This is a genomic window from Arthrobacter sp. SX1312 (genome assembly GCF_002929295.1).
Taxonomy (GTDB): domain Bacteria; phylum Actinomycetota; class Actinomycetes; order Actinomycetales; family Micrococcaceae; genus Arthrobacter_D.
This window is the reverse complement of record NZ_PJIM01000002.1, coordinates 1,153,458-1,168,384: the sequence shown is the minus strand read 5'-3', so window position 1 is coordinate 1,168,384 and position 14,927 is coordinate 1,153,458. Positions and strand designations below refer to the sequence as shown.

The 14,927-nt window shown below is 69.9% G+C and carries 13 protein-coding genes; 3 read left to right on the top strand and 10 right to left on the bottom strand.

Going from position 1 to position 14,927, the window contains the following annotated elements:
• The first annotated feature begins 27 nt into the window (after positions 1-27).
• Positions 28-249, top strand: coding sequence for a hypothetical protein (locus tag CXQ92_RS13015; RefSeq protein WP_258069904.1), 222 nt, complete (start codon positions 28-30; stop codon positions 247-249).
• 17 nt (positions 250-266) lie between these two features.
• On the opposite strand, the gene CXQ92_RS13010 is transcribed toward CXQ92_RS13015, so the two are convergent.
• The 7 genes from CXQ92_RS13010 to CXQ92_RS12980 form a co-directional block, all read right to left on the bottom strand.
• Positions 267-527 carry a DUF2630 family protein gene (locus CXQ92_RS13010; protein WP_104168099.1) on the bottom strand — a complete coding sequence of 87 codons (261 nt, stop codon included), beginning with the start codon at positions 525-527 and terminating at the stop codon, positions 267-269.
• A 103-nt stretch (positions 528-630) separates the two neighbouring features.
• Positions 631-1,548 carry an aldose 1-epimerase family protein gene (locus CXQ92_RS13005; RefSeq protein ID WP_104168098.1) on the bottom strand — a complete coding sequence of 306 codons (918 nt, stop codon included), beginning with the start codon at positions 1,546-1,548 and terminating at the stop codon, positions 631-633.
• Complete coding sequence (locus tag CXQ92_RS13000) at positions 1,545-3,053, bottom strand: alpha-N-arabinofuranosidase (protein ID WP_104168097.1); 1,509 nt, start codon at positions 3,051-3,053, stop codon at positions 1,545-1,547. Before CXQ92_RS13000 ends, CXQ92_RS13005 begins: the two co-directional genes overlap by 4 nt.
• 47 nt (positions 3,054-3,100) lie before the next feature.
• Positions 3,101-4,027 (bottom strand): carbohydrate ABC transporter permease, encoded by a 927-nt coding sequence (locus tag CXQ92_RS12995; protein ID WP_104168096.1) that lies wholly within the window; start codon positions 4,025-4,027, stop codon positions 3,101-3,103.
• A 3-nt stretch (positions 4,028-4,030) separates the two neighbouring features.
• Positions 4,031-4,981 (bottom strand): carbohydrate ABC transporter permease, encoded by a 951-nt coding sequence (locus tag CXQ92_RS12990; protein WP_104168095.1) that lies wholly within the window; start codon positions 4,979-4,981, stop codon positions 4,031-4,033.
• A gap of 99 nt (positions 4,982-5,080) precedes the next feature.
• The gene (locus CXQ92_RS12985; RefSeq protein ID WP_219815722.1) at positions 5,081-6,424 is read right to left on the bottom strand and encodes an ABC transporter substrate-binding protein; all 1,344 of its coding nucleotides are present in this window, start codon (positions 6,422-6,424) and stop codon (positions 5,081-5,083) included.
• Positions 6,425-6,696: 272 nt separating this feature from the next.
• A complete protein-coding gene (locus tag CXQ92_RS12980; protein ID WP_104168094.1) occupies positions 6,697-7,719 on the bottom strand; it encodes a LacI family DNA-binding transcriptional regulator in 1,023 nt (340 codons plus the stop codon).
• A 145-nt stretch (positions 7,720-7,864) separates the two neighbouring features.
• Between CXQ92_RS12980 and CXQ92_RS12975 the strand changes: the two genes are divergently transcribed.
• Positions 7,865-9,133, top strand: coding sequence for an FAD-binding protein (locus CXQ92_RS12975; RefSeq protein ID WP_104168093.1), 1,269 nt, complete (start codon positions 7,865-7,867; stop codon positions 9,131-9,133).
• A 12-nt stretch (positions 9,134-9,145) separates the two neighbouring features.
• Here the strand turns inward: CXQ92_RS12975 and CXQ92_RS12970 are convergent, their stop codons facing one another.
• Together CXQ92_RS12970 and CXQ92_RS12965 are read right to left on the bottom strand one after the other, a co-directional pair.
• Positions 9,146-10,006 carry an MBL fold metallo-hydrolase gene (locus CXQ92_RS12970; RefSeq protein WP_104168092.1) on the bottom strand — a complete coding sequence of 287 codons (861 nt, stop codon included), beginning with the start codon at positions 10,004-10,006 and terminating at the stop codon, positions 9,146-9,148.
• Between the two features lie 201 nt (positions 10,007-10,207).
• Positions 10,208-10,828, bottom strand: coding sequence for a YitT family protein (locus CXQ92_RS12965; protein WP_104168091.1), 621 nt, complete (start codon positions 10,826-10,828; stop codon positions 10,208-10,210).
• Between the two features lie 61 nt (positions 10,829-10,889).
• Between CXQ92_RS12965 and CXQ92_RS12960 the strand changes: the two genes are divergently transcribed.
• Positions 10,890-12,302, top strand: a complete 1,413-nt coding sequence (locus tag CXQ92_RS12960; RefSeq protein ID WP_104168090.1) for a PLP-dependent aminotransferase family protein — start codon at positions 10,890-10,892, stop codon at positions 12,300-12,302.
• Between the two features lie 28 nt (positions 12,303-12,330).
• Here the strand turns inward: CXQ92_RS12960 and CXQ92_RS12955 are convergent, their stop codons facing one another.
• The gene (locus CXQ92_RS12955) at positions 12,331-14,892 is read right to left on the bottom strand and encodes an excinuclease ABC subunit UvrA (RefSeq protein WP_258069937.1); all 2,562 of its coding nucleotides are present in this window, start codon (positions 14,890-14,892) and stop codon (positions 12,331-12,333) included.
• Positions 14,893-14,927: the final 35 nt, after the last annotated feature.

Below are 14,927 nucleotides of genomic sequence, written 5' to 3'. Positions count from 1 at the left end.
CGGGGGTAGGTCGCCGTCCGGTGGACCGTGGACACCCTGGGTTGGAAGGGCGCCAGTGGTGGCATCAGCACGCAGACGGTCACCGCCCGGGTGCTCGGCGGACTCCAGCCCGGCGAGATCGTCCCCATGCATGCCGGAGCCCGCCCGGACGACGGCAGCACCCTCGGCGCCGACGCACTGGCCCGGGTCGTCGATCGGATCAGCAGCGCCGGTCACGGCTTCGTCACCCTCGACCAGCTCCTGGGGTGAACTCCCTTCCCGCAGCCCTAGGACCGGCCCCTCGACCGGGGCCAGTAGCCCTCCACCTGGCTGACCGGGCGGACGGACGCCCCATCGGGGTTCTCGCCGTACTCCTTCTTGGCCCGGCGCTGCCGCAGCAGGTCCCAGCACTGGTCCAGGCTCTCCTCGATGCGGCGCAGGCGTCCCTCGTTCTCGTGGCCCCGGACGCTGGTGGCGGCGTTCTGCCGGAGCCGGTGCTCCTCCTCCACGAGGGAGCGGATGGTGGACAGGATGTCCTGGTCGTCCATGCCGGGCCTCCTCACCGTGCCTGGGGGTACCGTACCCGCGAACGCCGGACGGGACCAGAGTTCCCCGCGGCGGCGAGAGGGCGCAGCAGGACCTCCGCCGGTCCTACAGGGCCGAGATGGTCCAGCCCGTCCGGTGGGTCGCCCCGGGCTCGAGGACGATCAGGTCCTCGCCCGTGTTGAAGGCATCCGGCGGGCAGGTCATGGGTTCGACGGCGAGACCGAGGCGCGTGCTCTCCGGCTTCAGCGGCAGGTCAGCCGTGTGGATCTGGACCCACGGGCAGCTCCCGTCCCACACCATGGCCGTCCCGGTGCCGTGGGTCGGGTCGGTGACCCGCACCATGGCACGGCCGGCGGCGTCGCGCTCCAGGTCGGTGAACGCGTGGTCGATCTGCACGTCGCCGAGCGCGTGGGCCGTCCGGAAGTCGAACGGCGTCCCGGCGACGGCCTCCTTCGCCACGGGTAGCAGCCGGTCGGGCGTGACCGTCAGGACCGTGGCCGCGGGAAGTTCGAGCACCCAGGCGTCGAGGGGCGACGGCCCGGCGACGAGATACGGGTGCGGGCAGACGCCGTAGGGCGCGCGCCGACCACCGGTGTTGAGGGCCGTGACGTCCGTCCTGAAGCCCCCACCGCTGACGCTGAAGCGCACTTCGAGGGCCACCTCGAAGGGGTAGGCCGCGACCGGCTCGATAACGCACGCGAGCGTGACGGAGGACCCGGTGTGCTCCACGAGCGACCAGGGGACGTCGAAGACGAGCCCGTGGAGGGCCGCGCCGCGCTCGGGCTCGTTGATCGGCAGCTCGTAGTGGGCGCCGTCGAACGCGTACCGACCGTCCCCGATGCGGTTCGGCCACGGGGCGACGAAGGCGCCGCGGAAGTTGGGCATCGCCTCCTGTGCACCGAACCCGACCACGAGCGGACGGCCGTCATGGGTGAGTTCGCGGACGGCTGCGCCGAGCCCGAGGACGACGGCCGTGTACCCGCCACCCTGGATCCGGTATTCGATGGGAGCCTGGCGGTTCATGCGAGGGCTACGGCCGTCCAGGAGACGGGCGGGAGCGTGATGGTGACGGCGCCGCCGTCGAGCTTGGCGGAGGTGTTCGGTCTCATGGTCACGCGGTCGGGCTCCTCGAGAGTGTTCCGGGCATATACGTCCGTATCGTACAGCGACTCCGCGGTCACCCCGGTGATTCCGGGGAGCGCCGCGACATCGATGGTCACGGTCGTCTCCTCGGTCTGCGACCGGTTGACGAGGAACACGGCGGCGGCGCCCGTCGCGTCGTGCGTGGCCACGGCGTCCACGAGGGGCACGACGCCGTACTCGCCGGTCTCATACGTACCGGCGTCGAGCTTGAGCTCGAGGACGGAGCCCCGCGCCAGCTTCGAGGTGATGGAGAACGGGAAGAAGGTCGTCTGGCGCCACGCAGGACCGCCGGGCTCGGTCATGATCGGGGCGATCACGTTGACGAGCTGTGCCAGCGATGCGGAGGTGACGCGGTCCGCGTGCTTCAGCAGCGAGATCATCAGATTGCCGAACACGACGGCGTCCGCCACCGAGTAGCAGTCCTCCAGCAGGCGTGGGGCGACGGGCCAGTTGTCGAGTCCCTCGATCTTGTCGACGTTCTCGAAGCGGCTGATGTACCAGACGTTCCACTCGTCGAAGGAGATGTTGATGGTCTTCGTACTGCCGCGGACTGCCTTCACGTGGTCGGCGGTCGCGACGACGGACTCGATGAAGTGGTCCATGTCGACGGCGGACGCGAGGAAGGAGCCGAGGTCGCCGCCCTTCTCCTCGTAGTAGGCGTGGCAGGAGATGTAGTCGACGTCGTCGTACGTGTGCGAGAGGACCACGCGCTCCCACTCGCCGAAGGTGGGCATGTGCGCGCTGGAGGAGCCGCAGGCCACGAGTTCGATGGACGGGTCGAGCTGCCGCATCGCCTTCGCCGTGCGGGACGCGAGCTTGCCGTAGTCCTCGGCGGAGCGGTGGCCGAGCTGCCAGGGGCCGTCCATCTCGTTGCCGAGGCACCAGATCCTGACGGCGAACGGATCGGGCCGGCCGTTGGCCATGCGCTGGTCGGCGAGGGCGGTGCCCTTGGGCAGGTTGGAGTACTCGAGGAGTTCCAGGGCCTCGAGGGTGCCGCGGGTGCCGAGGTTCACGGCGAGCATGAGATCGCTGTCGACCTTCCGCAGCCAGGATGCGAATTCGTGCAGGCCCACCTGGTTGGTCTCGGTCGAATGCCAGGCCAGGTCCAGCCGCGTGGGGCGCTCCTCACGGGGCCCCACGCTGTCCTCCCACCGGAACCCCGAGACGAAATTGCCTCCGGGGTACCGGATGGTCGAGACACCCATCTCGCGGACCAGGTCGATGACGTCCTGCCGGAAGCCCTCGTCGTCGGCCGTGGCATGCCCGGGCTCGTGGATGCCGTCGTAGACGTGGCGGCCGAGATGTTCGACGAAGCCGCCGAAGATGTTGCGGTTGATGGGCCCGACTGCGAAGTGGGGGTCCAGCGTGAGGCGTGCGTTCTGCATGGGGCTGCTTTCTCTGGTGGGTGTCGTGGCGTGGAGAGGCGTGCGGGCTACTTGAGCGAGCCCAGCGACAGCCCGCCCTGCCAGTACTTCTGGAGGGACAGGAAGGCGATGATCAGCGGGATGATCGAGATGAAGGCACCCGTGGTGATCAGGTTCCACAGCGCCTCACCGCCGCTGCCGGCGTTCGAGAGCGCCTGCCAGCCGTTCAGCCCGACCGTGACGGGGAGCAGCAGCGGGTCGCTGAGGACCGCCAGCGGCAGGAAGAAGTTGTTCCAGGTCCCGACGACGGAGAGGAGGAGGACGGTGACGATGGCCGGCCGCAGCAGCGGCAGGGCGATCTGGAAGAAGGTGCGGAGCTCCCCCGCACCGTCGATCCTGGCGGCGTCGAGCAACTCGTCCGGCACGGCTTCCTGGGCGAAGACCCTCATGAGGTAGACGCCGAAGGGGCTGAGCAGGGACGGCAGGATGACGGCCCAGATGGTGTTCACCAGGCCCACCGAGCTCAGGAGCACGAACGTGGGGATGACCAGCGCGGTGAGTGGCACCATGACCGCTCCGAGGAGGATCCCGAAGAAGGCTCCGCGGCCGCGGAAGTCGTACTTGGCGAAACCGTACCCCGCGAGGACGGCGAGGATCGTCGCTCCCACCCCTCCCGAGATCGCGTACAGGAAGGAGTTGCCGAGCCAGCGCCAGTAGATGCCGTCCTGGCGTTCGAACAGGCCCTGGATGTTGCTGACGAAGTGGAACTCGTCGTCGAACCAGAGCGGTCCGCCGCTTCCTCCGAACAATCCGGCGGTGTCCTTGGTGCTCGCGACCGTCAGCCACCAGAGGGGGGTGATGAAGTAGATGACCAGGATGAGCAGGAAGATGTGCGAGCCGATGCGTGGGCCGCCGTTGCGGGCCCGGTTCCGCGATGCCGAACTGCGGGCCTTCTGGCCGCCCTGCCGGTGTGGGGTGTCTGTGACGAGTGCCATGGCTTATTTCAGTCCGCTCTGCTTGCGGGTCAGGAAGAGGAAGATGAAGGAGAAGACGAAGACCACGATCCCGAGCGCGAAGGAGATCGCGGAGGCGTAGTTGAACTGGCTGTAGGAGAAGGCCAGCGAGAACGCATACATGTTCGGCGTGTAGGACACCGGGATGGCGCCCTGCGCCACTCCCCTCAGGACCTGCGGTTCGGTGAAGAACTGCAGGGTGCCGATCAGGGCGAAGATGACCACCATGACCAGGGACGAGGAGATCATCGGGATCTTGATCCGCCAGGCGATCTGGCGGTCGGTGGCGCCGTCGAGCACCGCGGCCTCGTAGATTCCCGGATCGATGCCGCGGAGGGCGGCGTAGATGATGATCATGTAGTAGCCGGCCCACTGCCACGTCACGATGTTTACGAGGCTGCCGAAGATGTTGTCCTGCGAGAGGAACTCGGGCGCTGCGAGTCCGACGAGGTTGAAGAGGTCCGCTGCCGGGCCGAAGCGGGGGCTGTAGAGGAAGCCCCACATCAGGGCACCGATGACCACCGGCACCGCGTAGGGCACGAAGATCATCAGCCGGGAGAATTTGGAGGCCCAGGTAGCGAGGTTGTCGAGGACGAGCGCAGCGAGGAGGGCCACGATCATCTGCGCGGGGATCATGATGAGGGCGAACTTCGCGACGGTACCGAGTCCGCTGAGGAAGATCGGGTCGGTGAACGCCTTCACGTAGTTGTCGACACCCACGAAGTCGGTCCCGCTCGCGAGCGTGTTGGTGAACAGGCTCATCCTGAACGCGAAGAGCAGCGGCAGGATGAGGAAGCTCAGGAAGATCAGGGCGAAAGGTGCGACGAAGAGCCAGCCCCATCGCTGCCTGCGCCGGTAGTTCCGGTCGGGGCGGTGCTTACCCTGCTGTGATGCCTCGGCGCTCGGGGACGACGTCGGCGCGGTAGTCGTAGCCATGGAAAGTCCTTCTCGGGCTGGCGGATGTCACGGTGGGTGGGTCCGGGAAGGACCGGGCGGGAAGGTGCCCGCGCGGGACGCGGGCACCTTCCCGGCTGACTACTTCAGGGTGAAGCCCTGCTCGGTCGCGTACTGCTCGAGCGATGCCTGGAGATCGTCGAGCGCCTGGCCCGAGTCCTTCTCGCCCTGCACCATCGCGTAGATCTGCTCGGTGAGCTGGTCGTACGCGTAGTTCTGGAACGGGCTGAAGGTGGCTCCCTCGTAGCCGGCCGCAGCATCGAGGAACACGTCCTGGTTGATCTGCTGTCCGCCGAAGAACTCGTACTCCTTGGTGGCGAACTCGTCGGACTCGAGAACCGGTGCATAGGACGGGAAGAGCGCCCCCGCGTCCACACCGAGGTTCATGCCTTCCTCGTTGCCGAAGATGCCCATGGCCACCTTGGCTGCCAGCTCCTTGTCCCCGGCCTGTTCGGTCACGGCGAAGGTGGAACCACCCCAGTTCACCTGGACGGGGTTCGCTGCGTCCCACTGCGGCAGCGGAGCTGCACGCCAGATCGCCTCGGGATCGGCGTCGGACAGGCCCTGCAGGTACCCGGGCCCCCAGGCCGCCGCGAGGTAGACGGCGTAGGAGCCGTCGACGAGCTTGGTGTTGTAGTCGGCGGTGAAGGCGTCGTCGGTCGCGACGAGGCCGTCCTTGACGAGGCCGTCCCAGTAGTCGAGCACCTTCTTGGCGCCCTCGTCGTTGACCTTGATGCCGATCTCCTGCGGGTTCGCGGAGTCGTACACGAAGGGCTCGGAACCGGCCTGCGCGAACAGCGCCTGGTTGAACGCACGCCCGTTGGTCGGGAAGTCGGCGATGACGGCTTCGCTCCCGGATTCCTTGAGCGTCCGGGCCGCAGCCTCGAACTCCTCCCACGTGGTGGGCACCTCGATGCCGGCGGCGTCGAAGATGTCCTGCCGGTACAGCATGCCCATGGGTCCGCCATCGACCGGGATGGCGTAGACGGCGTCACCGCTCGAAGCGTCCTCCCAGGCGCCTGCGGCGTACTGGTCCTCGACCTCGTCGGCGCCGTACTCCGTCAGGTCCACGAGCGCGTCGCGGATCGTGAAGCTGGAGAGGACCTCGGACTCGAGCTGGATGACATCCGGGGCGCCGGAGCCGGACTCGATCGACGTGGAGAACTTCGTGTACTCGTCGTTGCCCTGACCCGCGTTCGTCCAGCAGATCTGGACGTCGTCGTTGGCGTTGTTGAATTGGTCGACCACCTGGTCGAACGCCGGGTACCAGGCCCAGACGGTCACCTGGGGAGCCTCGGTGTTGACGATCGTGTTGGTGCAGGACGCGGCCTCGGAGCCGCCTCCGCTGTCGCTTCCTCCGGAGCAGCCGGTCAGTACTACGGCGGCGGCTGCGATGCCCGCCGTTGCCAGGTATGTGGCCTTCATATCTCTTGCTTCCTCTCGCGGTGGCATTCCACCGTGGTCCGCCCGGGGTGGCCGGTCCAGGTGCTGCAGGGAGGAGGATCGCCGGGGCACGAGGTGCCGAGCCCGCTCGAATCTTCCTTGATCCGGGTCCTTCCTCCTGCCGATCCGCCCGATCGGGCGGATACCTGCGAGAGTCGGTTCCGTCATTTACATCGTTGTAGGTAAACGATGTAGAAACTATGCAGAGTAGCTCGGGCCGGTGTCAAGCATTCGATAAAAAAGGCACACAGGCCTCAATGTGACCGGGCCAGCGCGGAGGACTCCCGCTCGATGACCTGGAAGCGCGCCTCGAACTCGCGGGGCGGGACGCCGCCGACACGTCCCGAGATACGCTCCTGCAGCACCCGCACCGCGGTGTCCGCGATCTCGTCCCTGCCCGGATCGATCGTGGACAGCGTCGGCAGCGAGTACCTGCCCTCGTCCAGGTCGTCGAAGCCGATCACCGCGACGTCGTCGGGGATCCGCAGCCCCGCCTCCTGCAGCACGCGCATCGCACCCAGCGCGAGGGTGTCGTTCATGCCGAACAGCGCATCGAATCCGACGCCGGAGGCGAGCAGTTCCCGCATGGAGGTGGCGCCGTTGGCCCGGTGCCAGAGTGTCGTGTACGCGACGAGGTCAGGATCGAACGGGATGCCTGCCGCGTCGAGAGCCTGCCGGTAGCCGCGCAGGCGCAGCCCGGCCGATCCGATCACCTCGCCCTCGTGGCCGCCGACGACGGCGATACGGCGCCGGCCCCGCGAGATCAGGTGCTCGGTCGCGGCGCGGGCGGAGTCGACGTTGCTCATGGTCACGTGGTCGGTGGGCCCGCCGAAGATCCGCTCCCCGAGCAGCACGAGCGGGAAGTTGACGTTCAGGTGGTCGGCGTCCTCGTTGGACATGCCGAGCGGGCTGAACAGCAGTCCGTCCGTCATCTGCAGCCGCGGACTGGACAGGATCTCGAGCTCGCGGGAGCGGTCGCCGCCGGTCTGCTCGATGAGCACCTTCAGCCCGCGCCGCTCCGCAGCCTTGATGGTCGAGTCGGCCAGTTCCGCGAAATAGCTGAGCGACAGCTCGGGGACGGCGAGCCCGATCACCCCGGTGCGGCCCGAGCGCAGGCTCCGCGCGGAGAGGTTGGGGCTGTAGCCGAGGTCGGCGATGGCGTCCATGACGCGCTGCTTCGTGTCGGCGCGGATGTGCTCGTAGTCGTTGATGACGTTGGAGACGGTCTTGATCGAAACGCCGGCTGCCAGTGCGACGTCCTTCAGTGTGGCCGCCATGCCGCTCCCTCGGGTCCTGTCGTGATGCCCTGCACGTCACGCGTGTGGTGATTCTACAACGTTGTAGGATAGGCGGGCACGCCTCTCGACGTGCCGCTGCGGCCCCGACGCCGGCCGCCGCGACACCGGCCAGACAGGGACCATCATGCTCGAGGAACAGGTACGCGACAGGCTCAACTGGGCAGGCAACTACGAGTACCGGGCCGGGACGATCCTGCACCCCACCTCGCTCGCCGACCTCCAGCGAGCCGTCGCGGGGGCCACCCGCATCCGCGCGCTCGGCTCACGCCACTCCTTCAACGACATCGCGGACAGCCCCGGGACCCTCGTCTGCCTGGACGTACTCGACCCCGGGGTGCACATCGACGAGGACACCCTCACCGTCACGGTGGGCGCAGGCGTGCGCTACGGAGTCCTCGCCGAACACCTGCAGCGACGCGGCTTCGCCCTGCACAACCTGGCCTCCCTCCCCCACATCTCGGTCGGAGGCGCCATCGCCACCGCCACCCACGGTTCCGGGGACGCGAACGGCAACCTCGCCACCGCCGTCGTCGGGCTCGAGCTCGTGACCGCGTCCGGCGACGTCCTGGTCCTGGCCGCAGGCGACGACGACTTCGACGGCGCCGTCGTGGGCCTCGGCGCCCTCGGCGTCGTCCACCGCGTGACCCTGCGCATCGAACCCTCCTTCGACGTGCGCCAGGACGTATTCACGGACGTCCCGTGGGACGCGGTACTCGCGGACTACGACGCCGCCACGTCCGCCGCGTACAGCGTCAGCCTGTTCACGGACTGGGCGGGCGACACCATCGGCCAGGCGTGGCTGAAGAGCCGCGTCGACGGGGCCCGCCCCGTCCCGGATGCGTTCTACGGCGGTTCACCGGCGGACCGTGCCCACCACCCGGTGCCGGGGGTGGCCGCGGACCACTGCACGCAGCAACTCGGCGTCCCCGGACCGTGGTCGGACCGGCTGGCCCACTTCCGCCTCGCATTCACTCCCAGCAACGGGCAGGAGCTGCAGACGGAGTACCTCGTAGGCCGTGAGCACGCCGTCGAGGCGATCCAGGCGGTGCGCGCCCTGGCGCCGAGGATCGCGCCACTGCTGCTGGTCTCGGAGGTGCGCTCCATGGCGGCGGACGAGCTGTGGCTCAGCAGCAACTACCGCCGCGACGGGATCGGCCTCCACTTCACCTGGAAGCCGCTGCAGGACGAGGTCGAAGCACTGCTGCCGGAGCTCGAGGCGGCGCTGCTCCCCCTGGGTGCCCGCCCGCACTGGGGAAAGCTGTTCGCGGCCGACGCCGCCCAGCTGGCCCCGCTCTATCCCCGCTTCGAGGACTTCCGGCGCCTCGCCCGTCGCCTGGATCCCGAGGGCACGTTCCGCAACGCCTTCCTCGACCGCACGGTCTTCGGCGCCTAGGAGGACACCGCCTCAGTGCTTGCGCGCCAGCCACTTCCAGTGCGCGAGGGTGCGCAGGCGGATGAGCAGTGCCCGGGACTGCTCCGGGCCGTACGGCAGGAGCGGGATGGCCTTGGTCATGTCCACCGAGGCCTCGTCCATGGCAACCCGGGTCACCCGGATGGCGCTGCGCATCGTGTTCATCTGCGTGACGACGGCCTCGACGGCCACCGGCTCGCCGTGACCGGGCACGAACACGTCGTAGAGGTCCTCGAGGGCCACCATCTTGCCGAGGGTCCGCACCCAGTCCACGGGGAACGAGTCCTCGAAGACCGGATCCGCGCCGTCCTCCACGAGGTCCCCCGCGAAGAGCACGTTCCCGGCGCCCACCAGCAGGTCGTGGTCGGTGTGACCGCGTCCGAGGTGGAACAGCGTCACGGACTGGCCTCCCAGGTCGAGGTCCACGGGAGTGCCTTCCACGAGCCGGTTGGCGGGGACGATCCGGGTGTGCTCGCCGTCGCCCGCACCCATGGCCGGCTCGACGGAGGCGACCGGCGCCCGCTGGTCCTCGCCGTTCTCGGCCTGGACGGCGCTGCACCGCGCCGTCGCCCAGAACTCCTCGACGCCGTGCGCGGCGAAGTAGTCGTTGCCGAAGAAATGGTCCGCATGGGCGTGGGTGTTCACGACGACGAGCGGCAGGCCCGTGACGGCCCGCACCTGCGAGTACACCTCCGCCGCAGCGATCGGTCCTGGCCCCGTGTCGACGACCAGCGCCTGCTCGGAGCCGACGACGAGCCCGATATTCGTCCGGGAACCCGCAGTGCGCAGCACATGGATGCCCGGTCCGAGCTCCCGCCACGGGCCGCTGTTCTCGCTGGGGACGTCGGTGGTCATGGGGTCCTCTCTGACGGCAGGAGCTCCAGTCTAGGTCGGTGGCACGCGACCCGGCTGCACGGCGCGACCGCCGGCCGGTATGTGCCCGGTCCGTGCCCGGCGGCCGCGCGTCCGGTGCGTGCCCGGTCCGGCTCCGGCTGTCCGGTCAGGCGGCGCGGCCCAACCGGTCCGGCGCGTGCCCGGTCGGCCCGGACCGTCCGGTCAGACGGTGACGGCGGCGGGCGTCCGAGGGGCTCGCTCGGGCATACGGAAGATCGGCAGCGTGACGTTGATCAACGGCCCGATCAGCAGGGCGAAGGCGACCGTGCCGAGGCCGACCGACCCGCCGAGCAGCCAGCCGAGCAGCAGCACGGTCCCCTCGATGGCCGTGCGGACGAGCCAGATCGGCAGCCCGAAGCGGGCATGGAGGCCCGTCATGAGGCCGTCGCGCGGGCCCGGCCCGAGGCGGGCGCCGATGTAGAGGCCGCTGGCCACCGCCAGCAGCACCAGTCCGCCGGTGAACAGCAGGATCCGCCCCCACAGCTGGCTCGGCTCTCCGAGTACCGCGAGGCCGATCTCCGCGCTGGGCCCCACGAGCAGGACGTTCAGGACGGTCCCGATGCCCGGACGCTGCCGGAGCGGGATCCAGAGCAGCAGGACGATCAGGCCGATGATGTTGGTCATGAAGCCGAACGGGATGCCGGTCTGGAGGGAGCCGCCCTGCCCCAGGACGTCCCAGGGCGAGACCCCGAGCGTGGCCCTGATCATCATCGCGAGCGAGAAGCCGTAGAGGAAGAGGCCGAGCAGGAGCTGTAGCCCGCGCCGGGCGCCGAGGAACGTCATGGTCCCAGTACAACCGGGAATTGGACTTACATCAAGATGCCAATCGTGCCATGGTGGCTTCATGATGGTTCTTCCCGCCCGCCGCCTCGCGGCCGAACTCGGAGCGTGGCGCACCACGGGCCCGGCCTACGGGGCCCTGGCCGACCGCATCCGGCTGCTCACCCTCGACGGGCGAATCCCCCTGGGGACGCGCCTGCCGGCCGAACGCGAGCTGGCCGTGCAGCTCGGCGTCAGCAGGACCCTCGTGGCGGCCGCCTATGCACGGCTGCGGTCGGCCGGGTACGTGGAGAGCACGCGCGGCTCGGGCAGTGTCGTCGCCATGCCGGGACGGGAGGTACCGGCGCACGACGACGGCGGACCCGGCGTGGTCCTCGACCTCAGCAAGGCGGCACTCCCCGCGGCCCCGCAGGTCGGCGAGGCCGCGGCGAGAGCCGCGCAGGAGCTTCCCGCCTACCTGAACGGCAGCGGCTACGATCCGCTCGGCCTGCCCCGCCTGCGGCAGGCCCTCGCCGACCGGTATGCGGCGCGGGGCGTCCCCACCGAACCCGGGCAGATCATGGTCACCCTCGGAGCACAGCACGCCATCTCCCTCCTGGCACGCGCACTGCTCGGCCGCAGCGACTCGGCCCTCGTCGAGGCGCCGAGCTACCCCCACGCGTACGAGGCCCTGCGCGCCGCAGGCCGACGCCTCCTGCCGGTGGCCGTCGATGCCCGCGACGGCTGGGACGACGACGGCCTCGAGCAGGCGTTCCGGCGGGGGCGCCCGACGCTGGCCTACGTCATGCCGGACTTCCACAACCCCACCGGAGCGGTGATGCCTCCTGCGCAGCGCGACCGGCTGATGACGGCGGCGGCACGGCAGAACACGGTGGTCATCGCGGACGAGACGATGGCGGAGCTGCGGATCGACGCCGATCCCATGCCTCCCCTTGCGGCCTTCGGACCCGCCGTGCTGGTCGGATCGATGGGCAAGACCGTCTGGGGCGGACTGCGTATCGGGTGGATCCGGGCGGAGGAGGACCTCATCCTCCGGCTCGTCCAGTCCCGGTATGCGCAGGACCTCGGGACGCCGATCCTCGAGCAGCTCATCGCCCTCGAGATGCTGGGCACGTACGACGAGCTGCTGCTCCTCCGGTCCAGGCAACTGGCCGAGGGCCGCAGCCACCTCGAGGGGCTCCTTCACGACGCGCTACCTGCGTGGGACGTCCCCCATGTCCCGGGCGGACTGTGCACGTGGGTGAATCTGGGGGCGCCCGTCAGCTCGCAACTGGCCCTCGCTGCCCGGGACCGGGGCCTGCTGCTCGGCGCGGGTCCCCGCTTCGGCATGGGCGGGGTGTTCGAGCGGTTCCTCCGCGTCCCCTTCAGCTACCCGTCCGAGGACACCCGCCGGGCGGTGGGCATCCTCTCATCGGCCTGGCGGTCGCTGGATGCCCGGGCTCCCGTCGAGAACGACTTCGCGCCGGCACTGGTGTAGGTCCGCGCAGCACGGGCCGGGTTGCCGGTCAGGCCCCGCTCCGGGCTCCGAGGTGCTCGGCGAGGTACGGCGCCGTCGCGCTCACCTCGGGCGCGAGCCCCGCGATGTGCGCGGGTGTCCCGGAGGCGACGATCCTGCCGCCGGCAGAACCTCCGCCCGGACCGAGGTCGATCACCCAGTCGGCGGCCGCTACGACCGCCATCGTGTGTTCGACGACGACGACCGTGTTGCCGGCCTCGACCAGTTTCCGCAGCTGCGCGAGGAGCAGCACGACATCCGCGGGATGCAGTCCGGTGGTCGGCTCGTCCAGCAGGTAGAGGGTATGGCCGCGCCGGGCCCGCTGCAGCTCGGTGGCCAGCTTGATGCGCTGGGCCTCTCCCCCGGAGAGCTCCGTGGCCGGCTGCCCCAGCCGCAGGTACCCCAGGCCCACCTCCTGCAGCGTGGCGAGCGAGCGGGCCGCGGCCGGAATGTCCCGGAGGGCGGACGCGGCGTCGTCCACGGTCATCCCGAGGACGTCCGCGATGGTGCGGCCGTCCAGCGTGACCTCGAGGGTCTCCTCGTTGTAGCGGGACCCGGCGCAGGCCGGGCAGGGGCCGTAGCTCCCGGGCAGGAACAGGAGTTCGACCGCCACGAAGCCCTCGCCCTGGCAGGTCTCGCAGCGTCCACCCTGCACGTTGAAGGAGAACCGGCCGGCCCCGAAGCCCCGCGACCTCGCGGCGGGCGTCGCGGCGAACGCCTTCCGCACGGCGTCGAACAGTCCCGTGTAGGTCGCGAGGTTGGAGCGCGGTGTCCGCCCGATGGGCTTCTGGTCCACGCTGACCAGGCGGTCGAAGGCTTCCAGTCCGCCGATGCCCGCCACTGTGGAGCCCGTGTCTGCCTCGGGGGCCGTCCCGTCGTCGACCGGTTCGAGGTCGGCGGGGGTGTCGTCACGGACGTGCGCCCCGACCGCCTCGGCGAGGACCTTGCTGACGAGCGTCGACTTCCCCGATCCGGACACGCCCGTCACTGCGGTCAGGACGCCCACGGGAACGGCTGCGTCGAGACCCTGGAGGTTGTGGCGGCGGATGCCCTCGAGGCGCAGCCAGGCCGAGGGTTCCCGGGCGGCGCCGTCCACCGCCGCCGCCGGCGCGGTCCGGGCCAGGAACGGCGCCGTGAGGGAGGCCTGGACGTCCACGAGCCCGCCGGCTGGGCCGCTGTAGATGATTTCTCCCCCGCCCTCCCCTGCGAGCGGGCCGACGTCGACGATCCAGTCCGAGCGTCGGACGACGTCCATGTTGTGTTCGACGACGAACACCGAGTTCCCGGCGTCCTTGAGTGCTGCGAGGACGGCGAGGAGCGGCTCGACGTCGGCTGGGTGCAGTCCGGCGGACGGCTCGTCGAGCACGTAGACGACGCCGAACAGACCGGACCGGAGCTGCGTGGCGATGCGCAGTCGCTGCATCTCGCCGGGCGAGAGCGTGGGGGTGGCGCGGCTCAGGCTCAGGTAGCCCAGCCCGAGGTCCACGAGGACCCGGAGGCGCTGGACGAGGTCGCGACTGATGGTGACGGACACTTCCGTGCCCTCCCCCGAGGTCCACGACCCGTGCGCTGCGACCGGGTGCTCCAGCGTGGCCGCCGGCTCGAGGTGCGCGGCGAGGTCCGCCAGAGGCAGGGCGTTCGCCTCCGCGATCGACAGTCCGGCGAAGGTCACCGCGAGCGCCTCGGGACGCAGCCCGCTCCCGCCGCACACCCCGCACGGGCCGGACTCCATGAAGGGCAGCACGCGGTCGCGCATCTGCTGGCTCTTCGAGTCGCGGAGGGTGTGCATGACGTAGCTCTTCGCGCTCCAGAAACGGCCCTTGTACGGCTTGGCCACGCGGTCCCGCTGGGGCGTGACCTCGACGACGGGCTGCTCCTCGGTGAACAGCAGCCAGTCCCGCGCCTGCTGCGGCAGCTCCCGCCAGGGGACGTCGATGTCGTGGCCGAGCTCGCCGACGACGTCGCGGAGGTTCTTGCCCTGCCAGGCGCCCGGCCACGCGGCGATCGCACCCTCGCGGATGGTCAGGGAGGGGTCGGGGACGAGTGTCTCCTCGGTGACGTCCCGTGCGATGCCCAGCCCGTGGCACCGCGGACACGCTCCGCCGGCGGTGTTGGGCGAGAAGGCATCGGATTCCAGGCGTTCGACGGCGTCCGCCGGGTAGGTGCCCGCACGCGAGTAGAGCATCCGCAGCGAGTTGGAGAGGGTGGTGAGCGTCCCGACGGTCGAGCGCACGCTCGGCGTGCCGCGCCGCTGCTGGAGCGCGACGGCGGGAGGGAGCCCGGTGATCGAGCCGACGTGCGGGGAGTGCCCCTGCTGGATGAGCCTCCGCGCGTAGGGGGCGACCGATTCCAGGTAGCGGCGCTGCGCCTCGGCGTAGATCGTGCCGAACGCCAGCGAGGACTTGCCCGACCCCGAGACCCCGGTGAAGGCGACGACGGCGTCGCGAGGGACATCGACGTCGACGCCCCGCAGGTTGTTCTCGCCGGCGCCGCGGACGCTGACGAAGCCGTCCCGGGCGATGGCGGACGGGGCGACGGCGGAGGGGGCAGGGGCGTTGTTCGGCGACTCGATCACCACCCCAACCCTACGGTTCTCCCGGAAGCGCA